The sequence below is a fragment of the Promicromonospora iranensis genome (genome assembly GCF_028994775.1).
GTDB classification, from domain to species: Bacteria; Actinomycetota; Actinomycetes; order Actinomycetales; family Cellulomonadaceae; genus Promicromonospora; species Promicromonospora iranensis_A.
The window spans coordinates 413957-435816 of the sequence record NZ_JAJQMN010000003.1 but is presented as its reverse complement, the minus strand read 5'-3'; the positions used below and the strand labels follow the sequence as shown (position 1 = coordinate 435816).

Genomic DNA, 21860 nt, shown 5'->3' with positions numbered 1-21860 from the left:
TCTTGGCTCGCACGCATGAGTACACCCCTGCGTACCCGCGCCGCGCGCGTGGTGGCCGCCGCGGCAGCGGCATCGCTGCTGTTCCCCGCGGCCGTCGCCGTCGGCGCGGAGCCCCAGCACGGCCCCGGTCCTGAGCACCACCGCGGCTCCCACCTCGCCGCGACCCTGGCCGGCCGCGCCACGCTGTCGGCCGACTACCTCGCCGAGGGCCCGCCGTCGGGCGCCGCGGCTTCTCCCGCCAACGGGCGGCAGGGGCCGTGGGGCGGCCAGGTCATCCCTGGCTTCTCCGCGATGGTCGACAACCACGACGGCACCTTCTGGGCCCAGCCGGACAACGGCTTCGGGGCCAAGGGCAACTCCGCCGACTTCCTCCTGCGCAACTACCTGGTGCGCCCGCAGTGGGACACCGGCCGCAAGGGCTCCGGCGAGATCAAGGTGCTCGACTTCATCGAGTACAACGACCGCAACGACGTCCTCGACTTCGACATCGTCAACGAGGACACCGAGGAGCGTCTGCTCACGGGCGCCGACTTCGACATCGAGTCGCTGGTCCGAGCCGCCGACGGCACGTTCTGGGTGGGCGAGGAGTTCGGTCCGTTCCTGCTGCACTTCGACGCGGACGGCACCCTGCTGGAGGCCCCGTACGAGTTTCCGGACGGCAAGTCGCCCGCCAGCCCCTACCTGGAGCCGGGCGAGAAGCCGAACGTCGGCAGCAGCCGTGGCTTCGAGGCGATGGCCTCGAGCGGCCGCTACCTCTACCCCGTGGTCGAGGGTGCGCTGGCCGACGACGCCGACACGCGCCGCCGCTGGATCTACCAGTTCGACACCCGTCGCGGTGAGTACACCGGCAAGCGTTGGGCGTACCAGACCGACCAGGTGGCCAACGTCATCGGCGACGCGTTCGCGACCGGCCGCGACTCCATGCTGCTCATCGAACGGGACGACTTCGAGGGTGACCAGTCGGTCACCAAGCGCGTGTACGAGATCGACCTGAGCCGCACCGACCGTGACGGCTACGTCCGCAAGGAGCTCGTCGTCGACGCCCTGCGGATCGAGAACCCGCGCGGCATCGACGCCGGCGAGGGCTACGGGCTCGGCGAGACGTTCGCGCTGCCCGTGCAGTCCTTCGAGACGGTCCTGTTCGTCGACCGCGACACGTTGCTGATCGGCAACGACAACAACTACCCGGGCAACGACTCGCGCGTCACCGGCACGCCGGACGACACCGAGATGGCCCTCGTCGACCTGAAGAAGAAGCGCGTGACCGACGACGGGGTGACCGTCGTCGGGCACCGTGGGGCCTCCGGCTACCGGCCGGAGCACACGCTCGCCGCGTACGAGACCGCGATCAACCAGTGCGTCGACTACATCGAGCCCGACGTGGTCCCGACCAAGGACGGCGTGCTCGTCGCCCGGCACGAGAACGAGATCGGCGGCACCACCGACGTCGCGGCGCACCCGGAGTTCGCGGACCGGCGCACCACGAAGACGATCGACGGCGCCCGGATCACCGGCTGGTTCACCGAGGACTTCACGCTCGCCGAGCTGCGCACCCTGCGCGCCAAGGAGCGTCTGCCGCAGGTCCGTCCGCAGAACACGCCGTTCGACGGGCTCTACCTGGTCCCGACCCTCGACGAGGTGCTCGACCTCGCCCGCAACAGCCGCACGTGCGACGGTGCCCCCGTCGGCGTCTACCCGGAGACCAAGCACCCCACCTACTTCGACTCGATCGGGCTGTCCCTGGAGGAGCCGCTCGTGCGTGAGCTCCGCCGGAACGGCTTCGACCGCGCCGGCGCCCCGGTGGTCATCCAGTCGTTCGAGGTGGGCAACCTGAAGGACCTCGACCGGATGACCGACGTGCCGCTCGCCCAGCTCGTCAGCAACAGCGGCGCACCCTACGACCTCGTGGCCGCCGGCGACCCACGCACGTATGCGGACCTGGTCACCCGCCGGGGGCTGCGAGAGATCGCCGGCTACGCCGACGGCGTCGGCGCCGAGAAGAACGTGCTGATCCCGCGCGAGGCCGACGGCACGCTCGGCGCGCCCAGCACGGTGATCCGGGACGCGCACCGCGCGGGCCTCGAGGTGCACACCTGGACTTTCCGGCGGGAGAACCAGTTCCTCGCCGCGGACTTCCGCTCGTCGACCGACCCGAACGGCATCGGCGACATGGTGGGCGAGGCGCGGGTGTTCCTGGACGCCGGCCTGGACGGGTTCTTCACGGACAACCCAGACCTCGGGGTTGCCGCGCTGAGCTGACCCGCACCACTTAAGAGGCCCCGTGCCGGGGTACATGCTTATGCTCCGCATGTGCCCCGGCACGTCCATACCCTGCGAAGTCATCGCGTCGCGCGAGCCGCGGCGCTCTTCGTCGTCGGCGCGCTCGCCCTGGTAGCGGTCGGCGGCGCGGCCGCCTACCTGGACCTCAAGGACCAGATCGGCGTCAGCGACGTCTCCGACCTCGTCGAGGGACCGAAGCCGCCCGACCCGGACGACCCGTTCACCGGGCGCAGCCTCAACATCCTCGTGCTCGGCACCGACCTGCGCGGCGGCGAGAACACCGAGATCGCCGGCGAGGGCGACGGCGGTATGCGGTCGGACACCACGATGCTCGTGCACATCTCGGGTGACCGGTCGCGCATGGAGGTGGTCTCCATCCCGCGGGACTCGCTGGTCGAGATCCCCTCCTGCAAGCTGCCCGACGGCACCGAGTCCGGTGCCACCTACGGCATGTTCAACGGAGCGTTCACCGTCGGCGGCGGCGCGGAGGAGGACCTCACGCACGCCGCGGCGTGCACCATCTCGACGGTGCAGACGCTGACGGACATCCCGGTCACCAACCACATGGTCGTGCAGATGGACGGTGTGGTCGACGTCGTCAACGCGCTCGGCGGGGTGCGCATGTGCCTGCCCGAGCCGCTCGTGCAGGACCCGGCGTACGGCCGGTTCGAGCTGCCCGCCGGCGAGCAGACCCTCGACGGGCGCCAGGCGATCGGCTATCTCCGTGCCCGGCACGGAACCGGCCTCGGCCTCGAACAGGGCAGCGACCTCACGCGGATCACCCGGCAGCAGGCGTTCGTCGACGCCCTCGTGCGTCAGGTCCTGGACCAGAACGTCGTGACCAACTCACCCCGTCTCTACCGCACCATCCGGGCGGTGCTCGGTGCCATCTCCGCGGACCCGGCACTGGCCGACCCGACGGCGCTCGCGGGTCTCGCGTTCAGCATCCGGGACATCGACCCGGCCAAGATCGTGTTCACCGAGCTGCCCGTCGCGGCCGCGCCGACCGATCCCAACCGGGTGGTCTGGACGGAGGACGCGACGGCGATCTGGGCACGCATCGCGGCCGACGAGCCGCCTCCCGGGCACGAGACACCGGCGCCGGGATCCGGCGCCGGCAAGGGGTCGGGGGAGCCGTCCGGCGGGGCATCGGACCAGGAGAACGACCCGGGCGCCGGTTCGGAAGGTGGCTCGGAAGGTGGCTCGGAGGGCGGTGGCAGGCGCGGGACGTCGCCGTCGAACACGCCGAGCTCGTCGCCGTCGCCCTCGCTGCTACCCGGGGTCTGCGCCGACTGAAGCCCTGACGTGCCCTGGAAGCTGGCTGGGAGCGCGAGGACTTATTTACACGAATGTTGCACCGAGGCCATAGTCTCCGGTGCGTGGCGACTGACTTCTGGACGGCAGTCCGACCTGTCGGCGAGATTATCCATGGGGTACCCCGGCACGCTCGATCGGGTGAACGGCAGCCGCGTCACGTGCGCAGCTGGCGCAAGATGCTGATGTTCCGCGGCGTCACGATGGGCGTCGTCGGGGTCATGGCGTTCGGCTCGGCGGCAGCGGCGACGGCGTACCACAACGCGCTCTCGCAGATCGATGTGCAGGACCTGGACGGCCTGGTGGCCGAGCAGGTCACCCCGAAGGACCCGTCCGACCCGTTCAAGGACGAACCGGTCAACCTGCTGCTCATGGGCACGGACATCCGGGACGGCAGCAACGCGGACATCGGCGGCGAGGTCTCCGGTATGCGGTCGGACACGACGATGCTGGTGCACATCTCGGCGGACCGGCAGTGGATCGAGATCGTGTCGCTGCCGCGCGACACCTTCGTGGACATCCCGTCGTGCCAGCTCCCGGACGGCAGCCAGTCCCAGCCCTACCGCGACAAGTTCAACGCGTCGTTCGAGGTCGGCAGCGGCGGCACGTCGCTCAAGCACGCGTCCGCCTGCACGATCAACACGGTCAACGCCATGACGGGCGTGACGGTGACGAACCATGCGGTCGTCAAGATGAACGGGGTGATCGACGTCGTCAACGCGATCGGCGGTGTGAAGATGTGCCTGCCGGAAGCGATCCACGGCGACCCGGCGTCGGCCCGCATCGACCTGCCGGCCGGGGAGAACCGGCTCGACGGCAAGACGGCCATCCAGTTCCTCCGGGTGCGCAAGGGCACCGGTATGGGCCTCGAGATGCGGAGCGACCTGACCCGGATCGAGCGGCAGCAGGCGTTCATCAACGCCACCCTGCGGCAGATCCTCTCCGCGGAGACGCTTGCCGACCCGACCAAGACCTTCCGCCTGATCAACGCGGCCCTGGGCTCGCTGAGCGCCGACCCGGCCATCGCCGACCCCGGCAAGGTCGCGGGCCTCGCCTGGTCGCTCCGGGAGATCGAGAAGCGCAACATCATCATGACGAAGGTCCCGGTCTACGACACCGTCGAGGGGACCGCGAGCGGGCTGGCCTGGAGCCCGGAGTCCGCCGAGATCTTCCAGCGCCTCGCTGCGGACCAGCCGCCGGAGCAGGTGGTGCTGCCCGACGTTGAGCCGTCCGGGTCGCCCAGCGCGAGCGGCGGTCCTCAGGACGGTGGGGGCGACGCGGGCACGGACGACTCCGGCGATGCCGAAACCGGCACCGGGGACACCGGTGACGCCGGCGACGCCGAGACGAACGAGGGCAGCGAGAGCGGGACCGGGAACGAGTCCGGCACGGCCGGCGGTGACACGGGAAAGAAGCCCAAGCCCAAGCCCAGCCCGAGCCCGGAGGTCGTGCTCGACGGCGTCTGCGCCTGACCGCGGCCGAGGGCCGAAGCGTCAGCCCAGGACCAGCGAGGCCGCCACGATCACCATGGTCGCCGCGACGACGCTGTCCAGGACCCGCCACGCGCCCGGCTTCTCCAGGAGCGGCGCCAGGTAGCGCGCCCCGTACCCGAGGGCGACGAACCAGGCGGTGCTGGCGATGCAGGCGCCGAGCCCGAACCACCAGCGGTCGTCGCCGTGCGTGGCGGCGAGCCCGCCCACGAGCACCACGGTGTCCAGGTAGACGTGGGGGTTGAGCCAGGTCAGGGCGAACGTGGTGGCCACGGCCGCGCCCACCGTGCGGTTGGTGACGCTGTGCCGCCCCATGACCACCCGCTGCCCCTTAACGGCGCGGTAGGCGGCCATACCGCCGTACACGAGGACGACGACGGCGCCCGCCCAGCGGGCGATCTCGACGACGAGCGGCGCGCTCTGGATCATGGTGCCGAGCCCGCCGACCCCTGCCGAGATGAGTACGAGGTCGCTGACCGCGCAGATGCCGGCCACGAGCCCGACGTGCTCCCGGCGCAGGCCCTGGCGGAGAACGAAGATGTTCTGTGCCCCGATGGCGACGATGAGCGACAGACCAAAAGCCATGCCGGCGAGCGCGGAGAGCATGGCTGAACGGTAAGAAGTCGGACATTGAATGTCCGGTTCATGATTTGGAAGTGCGGAAGGACTGAATCAGGGCTAATGATGGGGGTACGTCCTTATTTCACGCGGGGAGCAGTTCGCGTGTTGCTTCTTTTCGCAGGGCAGCGGTGACGCGGTCCAGCACGGTGGAACGCAGCTTCCACTGCTGCAGGTGGAGTGGGATGTCGAGGACGACGTCCGGTTCCAGGAGCGTGATCCCGCCACCGGTGCCGTCGTGCAGCCCGCCGATGGTCGGGCGGTCCAGCAGCATGCCCCAGCCGAGGCCCAGGCGGATGGTCTCCTCGTACTCGACGGTGCTCGGTACGTGGTGCCGCGGCGGCCTGGCTCCCGGCGCTCGCTCGCGCAGGAACATGTCCTGCAGATCGTCGGTCCGGTCGAAGACGACGACCGGCGCCGCGTCGAGCGCTTCCGGCGTCGGGCCGTGGGGGAACCAGCGCCGCGCGAAAGCGCGCGTGCACGCCGGGCGGTAGCGCATGATCCCGAGGGGCGTGCTCCGGCAGCCCTGTACCTGCGCGGTCTGCGAGGTGACCGCAGCCATCACGACGCCTTCGCGGAGCAGGTCGGCGGTGCGGCTGTCGTCGGCCCGGTGCAGGTCGAAGGTGACCCCGTCGACCTGAGCGAGGGCGGGCAGCACCCAGGTGGCCAGGGAGTCCGCGCTGACGGCCAGGGGCACGGTCACAAGGCTGTCCGGCCTGCCGCCGCCGGGCTCCTGCCCGCCTGGGCGCGCATCATCGTCGGCGCCCAGCTCCGCCGCGACCTCGGCGCCCAGCAGCTCCGTCTGCCGGGCGAGGCGCAGGAGTGCCTGGCCCGACGTCGTGGCCACCACCGGCCGGGCGCGCCGCACCAGCACACTCCCTGCCGCGTTCTCCAGCGCGCGGATGCGCTGGCTCACGGCCGACGGCGTCACGTGCAGCGCCCGGGCCGCGGCGTCGAACGAGCCTTCGGCCACCACGGCGGCCAGGGCTTCGAGCTGGCGGGAGTCCCATCGCATGCCACCAGTCTGACCCAACTTCAGTTCTGCTTAGGCAGATTCAAAAACGTGAACTGGTCTTCAGGCCCGTCGCTACCTAGCGTGAGGGGCATGCTCACCCTGCTCGCCGGACTCGGATTCGGCCTCTCGCTCATCGTCGCCATCGGAGCCCAGAACGCCTTCGTGCTGCGTCAGGGCCTGCGCCGTGAGCACGTGGGCGTCGTCGCGGCGATCTGCGCGGTGTCCGACGCCGTGCTCTACGCGGCGGGCGGCGCCGGGTTCGGGCCGCTCGTGGAGCGGTGGCCCGACGCCGTGGTCGTGATGCGCTGGCTGGGCGCCGCCGTCGTGCTCGGGTACGGGGCCATGGCCGCCTGGCGGGCCGTGCGCGGCGACACGAAGCTCGCTGCCGCCGAGGACGGCGCGCTGGGCGACAGCCCGGGCCGCCGCCTCAAGCCTGTTGTCCTCACGACGCTCGCCCTGACCTGGCTGAACCCGCACGTGTACCTCGACACGGTGATGCTCCAGGGCTCGGTCGCCGCGACCTACGGCGACACCCGCTGGCTGTTCACGGCCGGCGCGATGGTCTCCAGCGTCGCCTGGTTCGCCGCGCTCGGCTACGGCGCGCGGCTGCTCGCACCGGTGCTGCGGCGCCCCGGTGCGTGGCGGGTGGTCGACGGCGTGATCGCGCTGATCATGCTGGCCGTGGCGGTCTCGCTGCTCACGGGCTAGCCCTGAGGGTCGGTCAGCTCAGCGGGACCCCCAGGCGGGCCAGCCGGGTCGCCGCCTCGCGCAGCACCTCCTCGCGCTTCACGAAGGTGAACCGCACGTGCGAGGCCAGTGCCTGCGCCGTCGGCGAACCGGCGCGGCAGAAGGCAGACGCCGGGATCGCCACGACGCCGGCCAGCTCGGGCAGCCGCCGGCACAGGTCGACGCCGTCGCGCAGCCCGAGGCGGCCGATCAGGTTCGACGCGTCGGCCATCACGAAGTACGTGCCGGCCGGGCGGTTCACCGTGAAGCCCGCCGCCTCCAGGCCGGCGCACAGGAGGTCGCGGCGGCCGGCGAGGGACGTGGCCAGCGCGCGCGGGGTGTCGTCGTCGGCCAGGGCCTGCGCGATGGCGGGCTGGAACGGCGCTCCGGAGGTGTAGGTGAGGAACTGCTTGACGGTGCGCACCGCCGTGACCAGCTCGGCCGGGCCGTGCAGCCAGCCGACCTTCCAGCCCGTGAACGAGAACGTCTTGCCCGACGACGAGATGGTCAGCGTCCGCTCGGCCATGCCCGGCAGCGTGGCCATCGGGATGTGCTCGGCGCCGAACGTCAGGTGCTCGTAGACCTCGTCGGTCACGACGATCGCGTCGCGCTCCTTGGCCACCGCGGCGACGGCGTCCAGCTCGTCGCGCGTGAGCACGGCCCCCGTCGGGTTGTGCGGTGAGTTGAGCACGATCATCCGCAGGCGCGGGGAGGCGACGGCCCGGAGCGCCTCGACGTCGAGGCGGAACCCGTCCGGACCGGGGACCAGGGGAGCGGTGACGTGCGTCGCGCCGGACATGCCGATCGAGGCCGCGTGCGAGTCGTAGAACGGCTCCAGGGTGAGCACCTCGTCGCCGGGCCGGGTCAGTGCGAGGATCGAGGCGGCCAACGCCTCCGTGGCACCCGTGGTCACCAGCACCTCGGTACCGGGGTCGACGTCCAGCCCGTAGTGCCGCTTCTGGTGGTCCGCGATCGCGGTGCGCAGCTCCGGCACGCCGTCACCCGGCGCGTACTGGTTGCGCCCCTCCTCGATCGCCCGGATCGCCGCCTGCTTGACGTACTCAGGGCCGTCGACGTCGGGGAAGCCCTGGCCGAGGTTGATCGCGCCGGTGCGGACGGCCAGGGCGGACATCTCGGCGAAGATCGTCGCGGCGACGGTGCCGTCCTCGGCGAGGAGGCCCGCCGCGCTCGCGGTGTCCTGCCAGCGGTCCCGGCCGCGGCCGGGTGAATGGAGGGAGCTCATGGGGACGACGATATCCATCGCCCGTCCACCTCAGGTTCATCTCCGGCATGCCGGACAACCCTCTTTACCTGCACGTTTGTGGACAACCCTGTGGATGCGGTGGATAACTCCGGCTCCTGAGGAAAGTTATCCACAGGGCGCCGGGCGAAGGTGAACATTTGGCTCTAGCGTTGTCGGCCATGGGCGAAGAGGGGGCGCGCATCCTCGAGAACGAGGTGCGCGAGCTGGTGCGGCGCAAGGGGTTGGACCCGATCGGTGACCGGGCGGGGTTGTCGAGCCTCGTCACCGATGCGGTGGGTGACTACGCGACCCGGGCGAGCGTCGGCGTGGTGCCGCCTCTCGCCGACCCCGTGGCCGCGGCCCGGGCGGTGACCGACGCCGTCGGCGGGTTCGGCCCGCTGCAGCCCTACCTCGACGACCCGGAGATCGAGGAGATCTGGCTCAACGCTCCCACCCACGTGTACGTCGCGCGGCGCGGGGTCCCCGAGCTGACCAGCACCGTGCTGACCGCCGAGCAGGTCCGCGACCTGGTGGAACGGATGCTCAAGACGTCCGGGCGGAGGCTCGATCTGTCGAGCCCGTTCGTGGACGCGCGGCTGCCGGGCGGGGAACGCCTTCATGTGGTGATCCCCGACATCACGCCTGCGCACTTTGCCGTGAACATCCGCAAGCACGTCGTGCGGGCCCACTCGCTGGCCGACATGGTGCGTCTCGGGTCGCTGACCGGGCAGGCCGCGACGTTCCTCGACGCCGCGGTACGAGCCGGGCTCAACGTGCTGGTGTCGGGACAGACCCAGGCGGGCAAGACGACGATGCTGAACGCCCTGGCGGGGTCGATCCCCGGGTCCGAGCGCGTCATCTCGGCCGAGGAGGTCTGGGAGCTGCGCCTCCCGGTCCGTGACCACGTGGCTCTGCAGACGCGCTCGGCGAGCCTCGAGGGCACGGGAGAGGTGCCGCTGCGGCGTCTGGTCAAGGAGGCGCTGCGGATGCGCCCCGACCGGATTGTGATCGGCGAGGTGCGCGAGGCGGAGGCGTTCGACCTGCTCATCGCGCTGAACAGCGGAGTGCCCGGGATGTGCACGCTGCACGCCAACACGGCACGCGAGGCCGTCGCGAAGATGACGACGCTCCCGCTGCTCGCGGGAGAGAACGTGTCGGACCGGTTCGTGGTGCCCACCGTCGCCTCGGCGGTGGACCTCGTGGTGCACCTCGGCCTGAGCCGTGCCGCGGACGGCGTGGTCCGGCGGCAGGTGCGCGAGATCGTCGCGGTCACCGGACGCGTCGAGGAGGGCCGCATCGAGACGGCGGGCCTCTTCGACCGCGACGCCGACGGCGACCTACGGCGCGGCGACGGCATGCCGCCGGGCGAGGACCGGTTCGAGCGCGCCGGGTTCGACGTACGGGCGTTGCTCGCGGACCAGAGGTCGGTTCCGGCCGGTCCTGGTGCGGGCACGTCCGCCGGACCCCGGGCCGGTGCCGGTGCCGGTGCCGGTGCCGGTGCCGGTACGGGCCTGGGCCGCCGGGTGGGCGCCGGCCCCTGGGCGGCACGCTGATGGGCGTGGTGGTGGGCCTGCTCCTGGGTGCCGGGCTGTTCTGCGTCTGGTGGTCGTGCTGGACCCCGGCGCCGCGGCCCGCGGGCCGGGTCACGTGGCAGATGCGGACCCGGGACCTCCTGACCCAGGCCGGTGCGCCGTCGGTCACGCCGGGGATGCTCGTCGGCGCCTGCGTGGCGCTCGGCCTCGTGACGCTGCTGCTCGGGCTCGCCCTGACCCGCTCGCCCGCCATCGCCGCGTGTTTCGCCGTCCTGGCGGCGCCCGGCCCCGTCGTGCTGGTCCGGGCACGAGCACGTCACCGCCGTCGGGCACTGCGGGAGGTGTGGCCAGAGGTCGTGGACCACCTCGCGTCCGGCGTGCGTGCGGGACTGTCCCTGCCGGAGGCCGTCGCCCAGCTCGGGCACCGCGGCCCGGTGGAGCTCCGGGAGCAGTTCGGGCGCTTCGCCCACGACTACCGGGCCGGCGGCCGGTTCGGGGACGCGCTCGACGCGCTCAAGGAACGCCTCGCCGACCCCGTGGCCGACCGCATCGTCGAGGCCCTGCGGCTCACCCGCGAGGTCGGTGGGCAGGACCTGGGCCGGCTGCTGCGCACGCTCAGCGGGTTCCTCCGCGAGGACGCCGCCACCCGCGGTGAGCTGGAGGCACGCCAGAGCTGGACGGTGAACGGCGCCCGGGTCGCCGTCGCAGGACCGTGGGTGGTGCTCGCGCTGCTCTCCACCCGGCCGGAGACGGCGCGCGCCTACGACTCGCCCGCAGGCGTCGCGGTGCTGGTCATCGGCGGCCTCTGCGCGGTGGTCGCCTATCGGCTGATGCTGCGGATCGGCCGCCTGCCCGCCGAACGCAGGGTGCTGCGGTGACCGGCTGGGCTACGGGCGCCCTCGCCGGCCTCGGCGTCGCGCTGGGTCTCCTGATCGTGCTCGACCGCCTGCGGTCGCGCGCCGTCACCCTCGACGAACGGCTCGCACCGTATCTCCGGCCGCGCGACGCGACCTCGACGCTCCTCCGGGAGGTCAGCCGCACCTCCGCGGTGGTCCGCCTGCTCGGCCTGCACGATGTCGGCGCACGCCTCGAGCGGTTCGGCTCGCCCCGCGACGAGATACGGCGAAGGCTCGACCGGGCAGGGTCCGCCGAGTCGGTGGACCACTTCCGGGCACGCCAGGTCGTGTGGACGGTGACCGGGCTGGCGACAGGACTCGGGCTCGCGCTGCTGCTCGCCGCGACCCGGGGCGCGGCGGTGGTCCCGCTGGTGGCGCTGGTCGTCGTCGCGGGCGCGTGCGGGTACGTGGCCTGCGACCAGGCGCTCACGGTGCGGGTCAGGCGGCGCGAGGAAAGGCTGCTGGCCGAGCTGCCGACCATCGCCGAGCTGCTGGCCCTGGCGGTCGCCGCGGGGGAGAGCCCACCCGCCGCGCTCGAACGAGTGGCCTCGACCGCACGCGGCGAGCTGGCCGGCGAGATCCGGCGCATGGTCGCCGAGGTCCGGGCGGGCGCACCGGTGACCACCGCGCTCACGGCGCTCGCCGACCGCTCGGGCCTGCCGCCCCTGTCACGGTTCGCCGAGGGGGTGGTCGTCGCCCTGGAACGTGGCACGCCCCTGGCGGACGTCCTGCGCCACCAGGCCCACGACGTCCGCGAGGCCGGTCGCCGCGCCCTCCTGGAGGCGGGCGGACGCAAGGAGATCCTGATGATGGTCCCCGTCGTGTTCCTCGTGCTCCCGGTGACCGTCGTCTTCGCCGTTTTCCCCAGCCTGGCCACCCTCCGGATCGGGCTCTGACATGACTCTGCGAACGGGTCGGCCGACGAAAGGAAGTGTCATGCGCGACGACATCGAGCTGAACAGCGAGCAGCACGGCGAGCAGCACGGCGAACGCGGCGACGTGCCGGGCTGGGTGCTCGTCACGTTGATGACGGCAGGGCTGGTGGTCGCCCTCTGGGCCGTCGCTGGCCCGCTGCTGGAGAACGCGTTCCGCCAGGCGATCAGCAGCGTCACGGGCCAGGGGTGAGCTCGCGCCGGCCGGAGCAGGGCTCCGCCGCGGTCGAGTTCCTCCTGGTGTCCGTACTGGTCCTGGCGCTGCTGCTCGGCGTGGTCCAGGTGGCGCTCGCGGTGCACGTGCGGTCGCTCGCCATCGATGCCGCGGCCGAGGGTGCCCGCGTGGCGGCCCGCGCCGACCGCGGGCCGGCTGACGGCGTCGCGCGTACCCGTGCGCTCTTGGCCGAGGCCCTGACCGGGGACTATGCCCGCGACGTCACCGCCGGCCGCACCACCGTCGACGGCGCGGCCGTGACCGAGGTGACCGTGCGCACGCCGCTTCCCGTCGTCGGGCTCCTCGGACCGGGCGGGGTGCTGACGGTGCGGGGCCGCGCCCTGGAGGAGGTGCCATGAGCCCGGGGGAGCGCGAGCGCGGTTCCGCCATGGTCGAGTTCCTCGGGGCCGCGCTGCTCCTGCTGATCCCACTGGTCTGCCTCGTGGTGACGCTCGGACGGGTCCAGGCCGGCGCGTTCGCGGCCGAGGGTGCGGCACGGGACGCCGTCCGCGCGATGGTCACCGCCGAGTCGTCGACCGTGGGCGCGGCGCGCGCCGAGACCGCCGTCGGCATCGCGCTGGCGGACCAGGGCTTCGCGCGCGGAGCCGGCACGCTCACCCTGGAGTGCTCCGTCTCCCCGTGCCTGACGCCGGACGGCGCCGTGGGTGCCGTCGTACGGGTCGAGGTTCCGCTACCCCTGCTGCCGGACGCCGTGCGGGGCTGGGTGCCGCTGTCGGTCCCGGTCGAGGCGACCCGGACCGGCACGGTCGACCGGTACACGGAGTCCCGGCCGTGAGGCTCCGCCGGAGGTGGCGCGGCGACGGCGGTTCCTCCCGAGGGAAGGACCGCCGTCGCCGCTCCTGGAACCGGTAGGTCAGTGTTCTGTCAGGTCAGCGTTCTTGTCGAGCACCCGGTCAGGTGGTCGAGCAGGTTGCCGTGGGCAGGTTGGTGTTGCCGTTCTTGTAGACGGTGATGCCGAAGTTGTTCCCGGCACCGTTGGGTGTCGCTGTCAGCGTGCCGCTGGAGCCGGACACCGTGGCATTCCACGAGTTCTGCAGGGTCTGCCCGCCCTGCAGCTGGATCGAGACCCGCCAGGTGGAGCTGCCGGAGACCGCGAGCGAGACGTTGAACCGGTCGGACCAGTCGGTCGACCGGGTGACGGCCACCGTGCAACCGCCCGGCTGGGGGTTCGAGGTGCCGCCGTTGAGCGTGTCGAGCGTGGCGGTGTAGGCGGGCTTCTTGTTGCCGTTGCCGTCGAAGAGGAGCGGCGTGCCGCTGGCGCGCCACGAGTCGGTGTCGCGGACACCCCAGACGCTGATGCCGGTGCAGCGGGAGACGGCGAGGCAGGCCTGGACGACCTTGCGGTAGTTGTCGGCCTGCGCCGAGCCCGAGCCCTCGATGTCGAGCTCGGTGATCTGGACGTCGACACCCAGCGCCGCGAAGCTGGAGATCGTGGTCTGGTAGTTGCTCGGCACGGGGCTCTGCGCGTTGAAGTGCGACTGGAGGCCGACGCAGTCGATCGGGACCCCGCGGGCCTTGAAGTCGCGGACCAGGTTGTACACGGCCTGGGTCTTGGCGTGCGTCCAGTCGTCCGTGTTGTAGTCGTTGTAGCAGAGCTTGGCGTTCGGGTCGGCGGCTCGGGCGGCACGGAACGCCGCCTCGATCCAGTCGTTCCCGGTGCGCTGCAGGTTCGAGTCACGCCGGGCGCCGGATGAACCGTCCTGGAACGCCTCGTTCACCACGTCCCAGGAGTGGATCTGGCCGCGGTAGTGGGTGGCGACCTGGGTGACGTGGTTGAGCATGGCGTTGCGCAGGGCCGTGCCGCTCATGTTCTGCATCCAGCCCGGCTGCTGCGAGTGCCAGGCCAGCGTGTGCCCGCGCACCTGCTTGCCGTTGCTGCGGGCCCAGCTCACGATGCGGTCGCCGTTGGTCCAGTTGAACTGGTTCTGGTTGGGCTCCAGGGCATCGATCTTCATCTCGTTCTCGGCGGTCACCATGTTGAACTCGCGGTTCGCGATGGTCGTGTACGTCGAGTCGGAGAGCTTGTTCGCCGCGATGGCGGTGCCGAAGTACCGGCCCTTCTCCGTGGCCGCGGCCTGCAGGGTGCTGCCGGCCGCCTGGGCGGTGGTGGCCGCCATGCCGCCGGCGAGCACCACCGCGGTCAGGGTGGCGAGCGAGATGGCTCGCAGGCTGCGCCGATGGCGCGGTGAGGTGAGCGTTCGGGTCATCGTTGATCCCTTCGTGCTGGACAGGGCCGTCATTGGCCCGTCGGACGTGGAAAAGGATTTCGATCCACGGTGCCTGCTGTCAAGAGGTTCTGCTAAACGTTTTCAAGCCCGTTGACCAGCCTAAACGTTTAGGTTCATCACACCATTCGACGCAGGGGGTGGGCCGGGAGATCACCGATCACCGTTCCCCCGGGCGCTCGCTCCCAGCCCGCGACAGAATGCGGGGATGAGCCCCGCGGACCACGCCGACACGCCCCGACGCGGTCCCACGGACGCCTCCGGGATCAGCCCCAACGGCCCGGGGAGCGTCGAGAGCGGCCGCATCATGCTGCTGACCTCCGCGTTCGTCGCGTTCGCGCTGATGCTCGTCGCGGTGGTCGCGTCCGCGAGCGCGGTCCACCTGGACCGCAAGACGGTCTACGACGTCGCGGACCTCGCAGCGGCCGACGCCGCGAGCGCGATGTCTCCCGACGCCTTCTACGCGGGTTCCGGCGTGCCCGCCGACGGCGCCTCGCTCACCCTGTCGGACGCCGACGTGCGCGCCGCCGTGGAGCAGTACCTCGACGAGCACCCGCCGGGGATCCCCGTTGCGGTGACCGAGGCCTCGTCGCCTGACGGACGCTCGGCCCGGGTCACGCTCACGGCGGTGTCCCGGCCGCCGTTGCTGCGCTGGTTCACGGACGGGTTCGGTGGCGGGATCCCGGTGGCGGCGTCGTCCACGGCACGCGCGTGGTGAGCCGGGTTAGGTTGTGGCCATGAGCGACCTCGACGGCAACCAGCGGGCCGACCAGCAGGGCACGAGCGACCCGGGGGCCGGCACGCGCCTCGAGCCCCAGCAGATCTTCGACCTCGCACGGCAGGGTGCTGACGTGCTGCTGGACCTGGTGGACGCCGGCCTGCCGGTGGACCTGGCCGACGAGGCGGACAACACGCTGCTGATGCTCGCCGCCTACCACGGGCACGCGGGGCTGACGGCGGGTCTCGCCGAGCGGGGCGCGGACGTGAACCGCCTGAACGGCAAGGGCCAGGCGCCGCTCGCGGGGGCCGTCTTCAAGAACGAGACCGACGTGATCCGGGTGCTCGTCGAGCACGGTGCCGACCCCGAGGCGGGGAACCCGAGCGCCCGCGCGACGGCACAGATGTTCGGCCGGGAGCTGCCGGAGCCCGGGGCTCGCTGACGCTGCTGCGGGCGGCCCTCCGGCCGGTCCGAGCGCGGTCGGCGGGATCTACCGGCGTCGGGCACGGCGATGCGCGGGTAACCTTGAATACCGTGGCAACCAACGACTTCCCCGCAGAGATCAAGGCGCTCCGCGCCACCCTCGATTCCATCGAGGCCGTGAGCGACCCCACCGCCCTGCAGGCGAAGATCGCCGAGCTGTCCGAGCAGGCGTCGGCGCCCAACCTGTGGGACGACCCGGACGAGGGCCAGCGGGTGTCCTCCGCGCTGTCGGCGGCCCAGGCCGAGCTGGACCGGGTCGAGAAGCTCCGCGCCCGCATCGACGACGTCGAGACGCTCGTCGAGCTCGGTCACGAGATGGACGACGCCGACTCGCTCACCGAGGCCGAGGAGGAGGTCGCGAAGATCCGCAAGGATCTCGCGGCCCTCGAGGTGCGCACCCTGCTGAACGGTGAGTACGACTCCCGTGAGGCCGTCGTGACGATCCGCGCCGGTGCGGGTGGCGTCGACGCCGCCGACTTCGCGGAGATGCTGATGCGCATGTACCTGCGCTGGGCCGAGCGGCACGGCTACCCCACCAAGGTGGGCGACACCTCGTACGCGGAGGAGGCGGGCCTGAAGTCCGCGACCTTCGAGGTCAACGTGCCGTACGCCTTCGGGAACCTGTCCGTCGAGGCCGGCACCCACCGCCTGGTCCGGATCTCGCCGTTCGACAACCAGGGCCGCCGGCAGACGTCGTTCGCCGCGGTCGAGGTGATCCCGCTCATCGCGCAGACGGACCACATCGACATCCCGGAGTCGGAGCTCAAGATCGACGTGTACCGCTCCTCGGGCCCGGGTGGGCAGTCCGTCAACACCACCGACTCCGCGGTGCGCATGACGCACATCCCGACCGGTGTCGTGGTCGCCATGCAGAACGAGAAGTCGCAGATCCAGAACCGCGCGGCGGCGTACCGCGTGCTGCAGTCGCGTCTGCTCCTGCTGCGCAAGGCGGAGGAGGCGGCGAAGAAGAAGGAGATGGCCGGCGACATCAAGGCCAGCTGGGGCGACCAGATGCGCTCCTACGTGCTCCAGCCGTACCAGATGGTCAAGGACCTGCGCACGGAGCACGAGTCGGGCAACCCGCAGGCGGTGTTCGACGGCGCCATCGACGACTTCATCGAGGCCGGCATCCGTTGGCGCCGGGGCGGATCGCAGCACTGACGCCGGGTGCGCCCCGGCTGCGGCGGCCGGCTCACGCGTGGGGGACCACCACCGCCCGGCCGGACAGCTGGCCGGACTCGAGCTTGCGGTAGGCCTCCGGCGCCTGGTCCAGGGTGTAACGCTCGACGTCGGGCACGATCTGCCCCGCGCGGTACATCGCTACCACCTCGTGGAGCTCCTCGATGGTGCCCCAGTAGGTGTTGGTGATCACCGCCTCGTAGGGGTTGGTGAAGAAGCTCCACTCGGTGGTGCCGCCGGCGATCCCGACCACGGTGAGCCTGCCCAGCTGAGCGAGGCACGCCTGTGCCGTCCTGATCGTCGGGCCCGCGCCGACCAGGTCGAAGGCGGCGTCCACGCCGCGTCCGCCGGTGATCTCCCGGATGGCCGCCGCCTGGTCGGGCCCACCGGGCACGGTGAGCGCGCCGTGGGCGGCGGCGCGGTCCATGGCGTCCTGCTTCATGTCCGTCGCGATCACCGTGGCGCCGGTGAGCGCCCTGAGGATCTGTACCGCGATCTGCCCCAGGCCACCGAGGCCGACCACGAGCGCGAACCGTCCACCGCCGGCCAGGTGGGGCAGGGACAGCTTGATGGCGTGGTACGGGGTCAGGCCCGCGTCGGCCAGCGGCGCGGCGGCCACGGGATCGGCATCGCCCAGCGGAACCAGGTTTCGGGCAGGCGCCACCATGTACTCGGCCATGCCGCCGTCGCGCCCGATACCCGTTGCCGCGTACGGCATGTCCGCGGCGTTCTGGCAGTACGTGTCCTGGCCGCGCGAGCATGCCTTGCAGTGTCCGCAGCCGTTGGGGCCGTACACGAGGTACGCGTCGCCCTGATGGAACCCGCTGACACCCGGGCCGAGCTCCTCGACCCAGCCCGACGCCTCGTGCCCGAGCACGAAGGGCGGGGCGAACGAGCCGGGTTGCCCCTCCGCGAACTCCTTGTAGAGCGCGACGTCGGAGTGGCACGCCCCTGATCCCGCGATCTTGAGCAGGACCTCGCCCGGCCCGGGCACCGGTCGATCCACTTCTCTGAGGGAGGGAAAGGTCTGAAACTTCTCGAACACGACAGCACGCATCGGGACGCACGCTCCTCTTGCCGGGGCTGGTCCTTCCATGAGACTGCACTCGTGGCGGTCCGGCACGAGATACGCGGAGGTGAAATGCCGCGTGCGGCCTAGTTTGACCGGATCTGGCCGCCGTTCCATATGGACCGGGTGAGTTTTGTCGGCGTGTCCGCCCGACACGCCACCACTTCACCCACCTAGTCTCGGGCTCGTGATCAGGTTCGAGAACGTGTCGAAGGTCTATGCGCGCGGCGCACGACCTGCCCTCGACCAGGTCTCCGTGGACGTCGAGCGTGGTGAGTTCGTGTTCCTCGTGGGGGCCTCGGGCTCGGGCAAGTCGACGTTCCTGTCGTTGGTCCTGCGCGAGCAGCGGCCCACGCGCGGCCGTGTGTACGTGGCGGGACGGGATGTCGCGAACCTCTCGGGATGGCGCGTGCCCACGCTGCGCCGTCAGCTCGGTGTGGTCTTCCAGGACTTCCGACTGCTGCAGAACAAGACGGTCCACGAGAACGTTGCCTTCGCGCTGCAGGTGATCGGCAAGCCCCGCCATGTCATCCGGGACACCGTGCCCGAGGTGCTGGACATGGTGGGCCTGGCGGGCAAGGGCAAGCGCATGCCCACCGAGCTCTCGGGCGGTGAGCAGCAGCGCGCGGCGATCGCCCGCGCCATCGTGAACCGGCCCCAGATCCTCCTGGCCGACGAGCCCACCGGCAACCTCGACCCCACCACCTCGCTGGGCATCATGCGCCTGCTCGACCGCATCAACCGGACGGGCACCACGGTGGTCATGGCCACGCACGACGACGAGATCGTCAACGAGATGCGCCGCCGCGTGGTCGAGCTGTCCGACGGCGTCGTCGTCCGCGACGAGGCGCGCGGCGGCTACGGCGAGCGCGAGGCGATCCTGCCCGACGTCGGCGCGTCGCCGGTGCTCGACTCCCCGGGCAGCGGTACCCGCGCGCCGGTCCAGACGGTGCGGGGGGTCTGACCGTGCGCTTCCAGTTCGTGCTGGGCGAGGTCTTCTCGGGCCTGCGCCGGAACACCACCATGGTCGTGGCCGTGGTGCTCGTGACGTTCGTGTCGCTGACGTTTGTCGGCGCGGCCGCCCTGCTGCAGGCCCAGATCGGCAAGCTCAAGGACGACTGGTACGACCTCGTCGAGGTATCCGTGTTCCTCTGCCCGGAAGGCTCCGTGGTGCCGACGTGCGCCGGCGGCGAGGCCACCGACACGCAGGTGGACGCCGTGCGGCAGATCATCGACACCGAGCTGACCGACGAGGTCAGCAAGGTCTACTTCGAGTCGAAGGAGCAGGCGTTCGAGGCGTTCAGCGAGCGCTACCCGGACGGATACCAGGGCACGCAGCTGACCGCGGACGACATGCAGGCCTCGCTGCGCCTCAAGCTGTCGGACGCCGAACAGTTCGCCGTCGTCAGCGACGTGCTCTCGGGGCGCGACGGCGTGGAGATCGTGGAGGACCAACGGGCGGTCTTCGAACCGTTGTTCCGCACGCTCAACGCCGCCACCCTGCTCGCGGCCGGGCTGGCCGGCGTCATGCTCCTGGCCGCGGTGCTGCTGATCACCACCACCATCCGGCTGAGCGCCGTCTCGCGGCGCAAGGAGACCGAGATCATGCGCCTGGTGGGGGCGTCCAACCTGTTCATCCAGCTCCCGTTCCTGCTGGAAGGGGCGCTGGCGGCCGTTCTGGGTTCGCTGCTGGCCGGAGGTGGGCTCTGGCTCGCCGTGCGGTTCATGGTCAGCGACTGGCTCGAACGGTCGGTCGACTGGGTGGCGTACGTGTCGGAGGTCGACGTGCTCCGCGTCGCGCCGCTGCTCGTGGTCATGGCCGTCGCCCTGGCGGCTCTCTCGTCCTTCTTCACCCTGAACCGGTACACGAGGATCTGATGCCGACTCCCCGAAGCCTCCAGTCCAGGGTCCGTCGCCGCGGACCGGTCGCCGTCGTGCTCGCGGTCGTCCTCCTGCTCGGCGGATCCACCGCCGTGTACGCGGACGACCTCGACGACCGCCGTGCCGCCGCCGAGCGGGAGCAGCAGGCGAAGGAGGCGGAGCGCGAGAGCCTCGAGTCCGAGCTGGAGCACACCGACACGCAGCTGGCCGACGCGGTGCTCGAGCTCAACCAGGTGGAGGGCCGGCTGCCGGTCGCCGAGGCGGAGCTCGCCGAGGCGGAGGCAGAGCTGGAGCGGGCGGAGCGGGAGGCGGCGATCCTCGCCCAGCGCCTGGCCGACGCCCAGCTGGAGGAGGCCAAGGTCAGCCAGGAGCTCCAGGACGGTTCCGGCAAGGTCGACGGGGCGCGCGACGACATCGCGCAGATGGCCCGCGAGGAGTTCCGCGGCGCGGGCAACGCCTCCACGATCGGCCTCGTGACCGGGGCGCAGAGCACCAAGGAGTTCATCGACGGGTACTCGGTGTCGTCGTCGGCCGCGCGGATCCGGGCACGCACGCTCGCCGAGCTGCAGGACGCCGAGGCGACCGCCCGCAACCTGCAGGCGCGGCTGTCCGCCATCCGTGAGGTCGTCACGGAGCTCAAGCGCCTCGCGGACGAGAACGTCCGGTCGAAGGAGCAGGCCAAGCAGGCCGCCGTCGAGCGCAAGGCGGAGATCGAGCGTCTGATCGAGGAGCAGGAGCGGCTCAAGGCCCGCATCGAGCGGCGCAAGTCCGTCGCGATGGAGAACATGCAGGCCACCGAGCAGGAGCTCAGCTCGATCGAGTCCGACCTCAAGGGGATCATCCGCGAGCAGCGGGAGCGTGACGAGCGCCTCGCCCAGGAGCAGGCCGAGCGCGAGGCGAAGGAGGGGTCCTCGAGCGGCGGATCCTCGGGTGGTGGCTCGTCGGGCGGTGGGTCGTCGTCCGGTGGGTCGTCCGGTGGCGGTTCCACCGGTGGGGGCACCGGGACCGTCTCGTTCCTCGGCTACCCGACGGCGAACCCTTTTGTCACCTCCTCGTACGGCATGCGGTTCCACCCCGTGCTGCAGTACTCCAGGCTGCACGCGGGCACGGACTTCCGTGCGTACTGCGGCACGCCGATCCTGGCTCCCGCGGACGGCACGGTGCTCTACGCGCGCTTCCTGGAGGGCCTGGGCAACCAGGTGCTCATCAACCACGGCTACTCGTCGGGCGGCAGCAGCGTGATGACGAGCTCGAACCACCTCACGTCGTTCGCCGTGTCGCCGGGTCAGCAGGTATCGCGGGGCCAGGTGATCGGCTACTCGGGCACCACCGGTACGTCCACCGCGTGCCACCTGCACTTCGAGGTGTACGTCAACGGTTCGACCGTGGACCCGATGACCTGGCTGTAAAAGCCTGGTCCACCGAGGTCGGGCGCGTAAACTGGGACGTCGCGCTGCCCGCACGGGGCACGGCGCACCAGCAGATCCCGGAGGGAGACCATGGCCAAGAAGGACGATCCGCGCAAGATCGTGGCGAACAACAAGAAGGCCCGTCATGACTACGTGATCGAGGACGTCTTCGAGGCCGGACTCGTGCTCTCGGGTACCGAGGTCAAGGCGCTGCGGATGGGGCGGGCGTCCCTCACCGACGGCTACGCCAACATCGACCGTGGTGAGGCGTGGCTCGAGAACGTGCACATCCCGGCGTACTTCCAGGGTACGTGGAACAACCACGCGCCGCGGCGGCGGCGCAAGCTGCTGCTGCACCGCGAGGAGATCCTCCGCCTGGAGTCGAAGTCACGGGAGAAGGGGCACACCCTGATCCCGCTGTCGCTGTACTTCCTGGACGGCCGGGCCAAGGTCGAGATCGCCCTGGCCCGCGGTAAGAAGGAGTACGACAAGCGCCAGACCCTGCGCGAGCAGCAGGACATGCGCGAGGCGCAGCGTGCGATGCGGCAGAAGGAGCTGCTCCGCTGACCGGTCCTGGCGGGCTGTAACGGAAATAACGTTCCCGTCTGCGGCGTT

General features: G+C 71.2%; 22 protein-coding genes. 17 read left to right on the top strand and 5 right to left on the bottom strand.

The features are described 5' to 3' along the window. The first annotated feature begins 15 nt into the window (after positions 1-15). The 3 genes from LUU90_RS07385 to LUU90_RS07375 all read left to right on the top strand — a co-directional run bounded on the left by LUU90_RS07385 (position 16) and on the right by LUU90_RS07375 (position 5066). The gene (locus LUU90_RS07385; RefSeq protein WP_275002709.1) at positions 16-2259 is read left to right on the top strand and encodes an esterase-like activity of phytase family protein; all 2244 of its coding nucleotides are present in this window, start codon (positions 16-18) and stop codon (positions 2257-2259) included. Positions 2260-2310: 51 nt separating this feature from the next. Then, the gene (locus LUU90_RS07380) at positions 2311-3576 is read left to right on the top strand and encodes an LCP family protein (RefSeq protein ID WP_275002708.1); all 1266 of its coding nucleotides are present in this window, start codon (positions 2311-2313) and stop codon (positions 3574-3576) included. A gap of 179 nt (positions 3577-3755) precedes the next feature. After that, positions 3756-5066: an LCP family protein gene (locus LUU90_RS07375; RefSeq protein ID WP_275002707.1), complete on the top strand. Its 1311-nt coding sequence runs from the start codon at positions 3756-3758 to the stop codon at positions 5064-5066. Between the two features lie 21 nt (positions 5067-5087). Here the strand turns inward: LUU90_RS07375 and LUU90_RS07370 are convergent, their stop codons facing one another. Both LUU90_RS07370 and LUU90_RS07365 read right to left on the bottom strand, forming a co-directional pair. Next, on the bottom strand, positions 5088-5690 hold the full coding sequence (locus LUU90_RS07370; protein ID WP_275002706.1) for a LysE/ArgO family amino acid transporter: 603 nt from the start codon (positions 5688-5690) through the stop codon (positions 5088-5090). Between the two features lie 97 nt (positions 5691-5787). Continuing rightward, positions 5788-6717 carry a LysR family transcriptional regulator ArgP gene (locus LUU90_RS07365; RefSeq protein ID WP_275002705.1) on the bottom strand — a complete coding sequence of 310 codons (930 nt, stop codon included), beginning with the start codon at positions 6715-6717 and terminating at the stop codon, positions 5788-5790. 90 nt (positions 6718-6807) lie between these two features. Here LUU90_RS07365 and LUU90_RS07360 point away from each other — a divergent pair, with 90 nt between their 5' ends. Beyond that, positions 6808-7425: a LysE/ArgO family amino acid transporter gene (locus LUU90_RS07360; RefSeq protein ID WP_275002704.1), complete on the top strand. Its 618-nt coding sequence runs from the start codon at positions 6808-6810 to the stop codon at positions 7423-7425. Between the two features lie 13 nt (positions 7426-7438). On the opposite strand, the gene LUU90_RS07355 is transcribed toward LUU90_RS07360, so the two are convergent. Further along, positions 7439-8686, bottom strand: coding sequence for an aminotransferase class I/II-fold pyridoxal phosphate-dependent enzyme (locus LUU90_RS07355; protein WP_275002702.1), 1248 nt, complete (start codon positions 8684-8686; stop codon positions 7439-7441). Between the two features lie 179 nt (positions 8687-8865). Between LUU90_RS07355 and LUU90_RS07350 the strand changes: the two genes are divergently transcribed. From LUU90_RS07350 to LUU90_RS07325, 6 genes are read left to right on the top strand one after another with little or no spacing between them, the layout of a single operon-like run. Next, positions 8866-10239, top strand: a complete 1374-nt coding sequence (locus LUU90_RS07350; protein WP_275002701.1) for a CpaF family protein — start codon at positions 8866-8868, stop codon at positions 10237-10239. Continuing rightward, positions 10239-11096 (top strand): type II secretion system F family protein, encoded by an 858-nt coding sequence (locus LUU90_RS07345; RefSeq protein WP_275002700.1) that lies wholly within the window; start codon positions 10239-10241, stop codon positions 11094-11096. Before LUU90_RS07350 ends, LUU90_RS07345 begins: the two co-directional genes overlap by 1 nt. Next, positions 11093-12010, top strand: a complete 918-nt coding sequence (locus tag LUU90_RS07340) for a type II secretion system F family protein (protein WP_275002699.1) — start codon at positions 11093-11095, stop codon at positions 12008-12010. Before LUU90_RS07345 ends, LUU90_RS07340 begins: the two co-directional genes overlap by 4 nt. 40 nt (positions 12011-12050) lie before the next feature. After that, positions 12051-12239, top strand: a complete 189-nt coding sequence (locus LUU90_RS07335; protein ID WP_275002698.1) for a hypothetical protein — start codon at positions 12051-12053, stop codon at positions 12237-12239. Further along, complete coding sequence (locus tag LUU90_RS07330) at positions 12236-12619, top strand: TadE/TadG family type IV pilus assembly protein (protein WP_275002697.1); 384 nt, start codon at positions 12236-12238, stop codon at positions 12617-12619. Before LUU90_RS07335 ends, LUU90_RS07330 begins: the two co-directional genes overlap by 4 nt. After that, the gene (locus LUU90_RS07325) at positions 12616-13056 is read left to right on the top strand and encodes a pilus assembly protein (protein WP_275002696.1); all 441 of its coding nucleotides are present in this window, start codon (positions 12616-12618) and stop codon (positions 13054-13056) included. Before LUU90_RS07330 ends, LUU90_RS07325 begins: the two co-directional genes overlap by 4 nt. 118 nt (positions 13057-13174) lie before the next feature. Here LUU90_RS07325 and LUU90_RS07320 read toward each other — a convergent pair whose 3' ends face one another. Further along, positions 13175-14488, bottom strand: a complete 1314-nt coding sequence (locus LUU90_RS07320) for an endo-1,4-beta-xylanase (RefSeq protein WP_275002695.1) — start codon at positions 14486-14488, stop codon at positions 13175-13177. Positions 14489-14714: 226 nt separating this feature from the next. Here LUU90_RS07320 and LUU90_RS07315 point away from each other — a divergent pair, with 226 nt between their 5' ends. The 3 genes from LUU90_RS07315 (at position 14715) to prfB (ending at position 16868) form a co-directional block, all read left to right on the top strand. Next, positions 14715-15224: a hypothetical protein gene (locus LUU90_RS07315; protein WP_275002694.1), complete on the top strand. Its 510-nt coding sequence runs from the start codon at positions 14715-14717 to the stop codon at positions 15222-15224. 19 nt (positions 15225-15243) lie between these two features. Continuing rightward, entirely contained in the window at positions 15244-15666 is a 423-nt protein-coding gene (locus tag LUU90_RS07310) for an ankyrin repeat domain-containing protein (protein ID WP_275002693.1), read from the top strand. 92 nt (positions 15667-15758) lie between these two features. Then, positions 15759-16868 (top strand): peptide chain release factor 2, encoded by a 1110-nt coding sequence (prfB, locus tag LUU90_RS07305; RefSeq protein WP_275002692.1) that lies wholly within the window; start codon positions 15759-15761, stop codon positions 16866-16868. 31 nt (positions 16869-16899) lie between these two features. On the opposite strand, the gene LUU90_RS07300 is transcribed toward prfB, so the two are convergent. Continuing rightward, on the bottom strand, positions 16900-17943 hold the full coding sequence (locus tag LUU90_RS07300) for an NAD(P)-dependent alcohol dehydrogenase (RefSeq protein WP_275002690.1): 1044 nt from the start codon (positions 17941-17943) through the stop codon (positions 16900-16902). A 199-nt stretch (positions 17944-18142) separates the two neighbouring features. On the opposite strand from LUU90_RS07300, the gene ftsE reads away from it, so the two are divergent. The 4 genes from ftsE to smpB all read left to right on the top strand — a co-directional run bounded on the left by ftsE (position 18143) and on the right by smpB (position 21812). Further along, positions 18143-18919, top strand: a complete 777-nt coding sequence (gene ftsE, locus LUU90_RS07295; protein ID WP_275002689.1) for a cell division ATP-binding protein FtsE — start codon at positions 18143-18145, stop codon at positions 18917-18919. Positions 18920-18921: 2 nt separating this feature from the next. Then, a complete protein-coding gene (gene ftsX, locus LUU90_RS07290; protein WP_275002688.1) occupies positions 18922-19833 on the top strand; it encodes a permease-like cell division protein FtsX in 912 nt (303 codons plus the stop codon). Beyond that, positions 19833-21245 carry a peptidoglycan DD-metalloendopeptidase family protein gene (locus tag LUU90_RS07285; protein WP_275002687.1) on the top strand — a complete coding sequence of 471 codons (1413 nt, stop codon included), beginning with the start codon at positions 19833-19835 and terminating at the stop codon, positions 21243-21245. Before ftsX ends, LUU90_RS07285 begins: the two co-directional genes overlap by 1 nt. 90 nt (positions 21246-21335) lie before the next feature. Then, positions 21336-21812: an SsrA-binding protein SmpB gene (gene smpB, locus LUU90_RS07280; protein WP_275002686.1), complete on the top strand. Its 477-nt coding sequence runs from the start codon at positions 21336-21338 to the stop codon at positions 21810-21812. Positions 21813-21860: the final 48 nt, after the last annotated feature.

Bases quoted from the DNA above. Each gene is read 5' to 3' on its own strand.
- LUU90_RS07385 (WP_275002709.1), top strand. From the start codon at position 16: ATGAGTACACCCCTGCGTACCCGCGCCGCGCGCGTGGTGGCCGCCGCG.
- LUU90_RS07370 (WP_275002706.1), bottom strand. From the start codon at position 5,690: ATGCTCTCCGCGCTCGCCGGCATGGCTTTTGGTCTGTCGCTCATCGTC.
- LUU90_RS07365 (WP_275002705.1), bottom strand. From the start codon at position 6,717: ATGCGATGGGACTCCCGCCAGCTCGAAGCCCTGGCCGCCGTGGTGGCC.
- LUU90_RS07360 (WP_275002704.1), top strand. From the start codon at position 6,808: ATGCTCACCCTGCTCGCCGGACTCGGATTCGGCCTCTCGCTCATCGTC.
- LUU90_RS07355 (WP_275002702.1), bottom strand. From the start codon at position 8,686: ATGAGCTCCCTCCATTCACCCGGCCGCGGCCGGGACCGCTGGCAGGAC.
- LUU90_RS07350 (WP_275002701.1), top strand. From the start codon at position 8,866: ATGGGCGAAGAGGGGGCGCGCATCCTCGAGAACGAGGTGCGCGAGCTG.
- LUU90_RS07345 (WP_275002700.1), top strand. From the start codon at position 10,239: ATGGGCGTGGTGGTGGGCCTGCTCCTGGGTGCCGGGCTGTTCTGCGTC.
- LUU90_RS07335 (WP_275002698.1), top strand. From the start codon at position 12,051: ATGCGCGACGACATCGAGCTGAACAGCGAGCAGCACGGCGAGCAGCAC.
- LUU90_RS07325 (WP_275002696.1), top strand. From the start codon at position 12,616: ATGAGCCCGGGGGAGCGCGAGCGCGGTTCCGCCATGGTCGAGTTCCTC.
- LUU90_RS07320 (WP_275002695.1), bottom strand. From the start codon at position 14,488: ATGACCCGAACGCTCACCTCACCGCGCCATCGGCGCAGCCTGCGAGCC.
- LUU90_RS07315 (WP_275002694.1), top strand. From the start codon at position 14,715: ATGAGCCCCGCGGACCACGCCGACACGCCCCGACGCGGTCCCACGGAC.
- LUU90_RS07310 (WP_275002693.1), top strand. From the start codon at position 15,244: ATGAGCGACCTCGACGGCAACCAGCGGGCCGACCAGCAGGGCACGAGC.
- LUU90_RS07300 (WP_275002690.1), bottom strand. From the start codon at position 17,943: ATGCGTGCTGTCGTGTTCGAGAAGTTTCAGACCTTTCCCTCCCTCAGA.
- LUU90_RS07285 (WP_275002687.1), top strand. From the start codon at position 19,833: ATGCCGACTCCCCGAAGCCTCCAGTCCAGGGTCCGTCGCCGCGGACCG.
- smpB (WP_275002686.1), top strand. From the start codon at position 21,336: ATGGCCAAGAAGGACGATCCGCGCAAGATCGTGGCGAACAACAAGAAG.